4 protein-coding genes are annotated in these 2379 nt (G+C 33.1%); 3 read left to right on the top strand and 1 reads right to left on the bottom strand.

Annotated features, from left to right (window positions below):
• Positions 1-143: 143 nt before the first annotated feature.
• The 3 genes from ACFSQ0_RS03185 to ACFSQ0_RS03175 all read left to right on the top strand — a co-directional run bounded on the left by ACFSQ0_RS03185 (position 144) and on the right by ACFSQ0_RS03175 (position 2150).
• Positions 144-938, top strand: coding sequence for a cation transporter (locus tag ACFSQ0_RS03185; protein ID WP_298266176.1), 795 nt, complete (start codon positions 144-146; stop codon positions 936-938).
• A 155-nt stretch (positions 939-1093) separates the two neighbouring features.
• Entirely contained in the window at positions 1094-1663 is a 570-nt protein-coding gene (locus ACFSQ0_RS03180) for a hypothetical protein (RefSeq protein ID WP_379044014.1), read from the top strand.
• 10 nt (positions 1664-1673) lie between these two features.
• The gene (locus tag ACFSQ0_RS03175; protein WP_379044011.1) at positions 1674-2150 is read left to right on the top strand and encodes a hypothetical protein; all 477 of its coding nucleotides are present in this window, start codon (positions 1674-1676) and stop codon (positions 2148-2150) included.
• Positions 2151-2194: 44 nt separating this feature from the next.
• On the opposite strand, the gene ACFSQ0_RS03170 is transcribed toward ACFSQ0_RS03175, so the two are convergent.
• Positions 2195-2379: hypothetical protein (locus ACFSQ0_RS03170; RefSeq protein WP_379044008.1), on the bottom strand; the 185-nt coding region annotated here is incomplete at its 5' end.

Genomic DNA, 2379 nt, shown 5'->3' with positions numbered 1-2379 from the left:
TATCTAGCCGAGACCTCTCTATCCCTTCTATTTTACTTGTATTGTTAGTCAGAAATTTACTATTTTTAATTCCTAATAACTAAGGTGTCGTAAACATACGAGCCGAGACCGTTGTGGTTAATGTCGAAAAACCGAGAAACTAAATGAATAAAACAATATTTGAGATTACTAAAATGGACTGTCCTTCAGAGGAAAATCTAATCCGAATGAAATTGGACGGAATTTCAAGTATTGCGAATTTGGACTTTGACATTCCCAACCGAAAACTGACCGTTTTTCACAGCGGAGAAACTGACAAAATTGAAAAATCAGTTATCGAACTGAATTTAGGCGGAAAGAAAATCTCGACTGAACAAACCGACCAAACAGAATTTAATGAAAATGCAAACCAAAAAAAACTACTTTGGTCTGTACTTGCCATAAATTTTGCGTTTTTCATAATTGAAATGACAACAGGAATAATCTCAAAATCAATGGGATTGGTTGCCGACAGTTTAGATATGCTTGCGGACAGTTTCGTTTACGGAATTAGCTTGTTTGCGGTTGGCGGAACAGTAATAAAGAAAAAACGGATTGCCAAACTTGCTGGATATTTTCAAATAACACTTGCAATTATTGGATTTGTAGAAGTTTTAAGGAGATTTTTCGGAGACGAGAAATTACCCAACTTTTCGACAATGATTATAGTTTCAATTTTCGCACTTATTGCAAACGGAATTTGTCTTTACATTTTACAAAAATCAAAAAGTAAGGAAGAGGCACATATGAAAGCAAGTATGATTTTCACTTCAAACGATGTGATTATAAATTTAGGAGTAATAACAGCTGGACTTTTGGTAAACTGGTTGAGTTCAAGCAAACCTGATTTGATTATCGGAACAATAGTTTTTGTTTTGGTAATTCAAGGTGCTTTTAGAATTTTAAAATTGAGTAAATAAATAAAAAACACTAACCACAACAATGGCTATAAGTAATTGCTTTTTCTCGCCTACTTCTGAAAATCCTCGCGGATTTTCAGTTTGGTGCGTACTTGGAAAGTTAAGTGCTAACCCACGCAACTACTCATAGCCTAACCGTTGTAGCACATTAAAAAATGAACGTTTTAGAAGAAAATTTAGCGGAATATAAAACTGACTTTCCAAAAAGTTGGTCTTTTCTTTGGTCGCCTAAAGAAGCCGAAAAAATTTCTAAAGAACATAAAGACCAAATTCATTTTCTGAATAAAAAAGGAACTGAAATCGTAAACGAATATTTGAGTTCCTCTAAATTGTTGGGTTACTCAACTGGAACTAATTGGAGTCCATTTACGAAAGGCTATTTCAAAACTGAAAATAAGTTCTGGATTTCCGAAAACTGTGATTCTGAAATTAAAAAATGGTTATACAATCTTGGAATTCCATTTGACAAATATGTATTTGTTGATTCTGACAATTCTGGACAAGCAATTATGCTGACTTGGAAAATGGTTATTAAATATTGGAAAGGAATGTTTTTTGCAACTGATTTGACAATATTTGACGGAAGTCTGAATTGGGCATTGTTTTACTATCACGAAAGTCAACTCTTTTTTGGAAAGGACAATGTGTTCGACCAAGAAGCGGAATTTGAAAAAAATCTCGAACAGAATAAATTATTAAACGAAATAAAAAGCCGATTAAAATAACGTGAAAAGAATGAGTACCTACATAATAATCGGAATTATATTAATAATCGGAATAGTGGCTTTGAGCAGTTGGAATTCAAAACGGAATTCAAACAAACTTGGAATCACTGAAAATAGAACTGAATTGCGTAGTGATGAAATCCGACAAGAAAAGCGAGATTTAAAACTTACTGTTTCTTATAATTACGGAGGGAACACAAAAACCATATCTGAAAAGGCAACAGCGGAAATAATTATAAGCACAATGAAATCAACAAATTGGAATGATTTCCATATTGTGCAATTGGAAGACGAAAATGAAAATGGATATAAAGCTTTGCACGTGAGTGGGAATTTAGGAGATGACGGATTAGCTTCTGGGTTTGTGACAGACGATGACCATCTTTTATTGGCAAAACCATTAGAAACAGTTGAACAAATGACTGAAATTCTTCTTGACTTTTTGAAAGGAGAAGAAATTTGGCGAAATAAATATGAATATAAATAACGTGCTACAACAACGTATATAATTCATTGCTAGTACTAGCATACTTACGAAAATCCTCGCGGATTTTCTATTCGATTTTTATTTGCTAAATTACGTGCTAAACCACGCAACGTATCATATACAAAACCGTCAGACTGTCTCAAAACCATGCCATCATTGCAGTCTTTTTTTAAGGATATATTTTTAATTTTTTTTATCTTTAAAAATGGAATATCAACAAGGAGAAGAC

The sequence above is a fragment of the Mesonia sediminis genome, from assembly GCF_042684705.1.
Lineage (GTDB): Bacteria > Bacteroidota > Bacteroidia > Flavobacteriales > Flavobacteriaceae > Mesonia > Mesonia sediminis.
The sequence above is the reverse complement of the archived record's forward strand: the minus strand, read 5'-3'. Positions and strand labels throughout refer to the sequence as shown.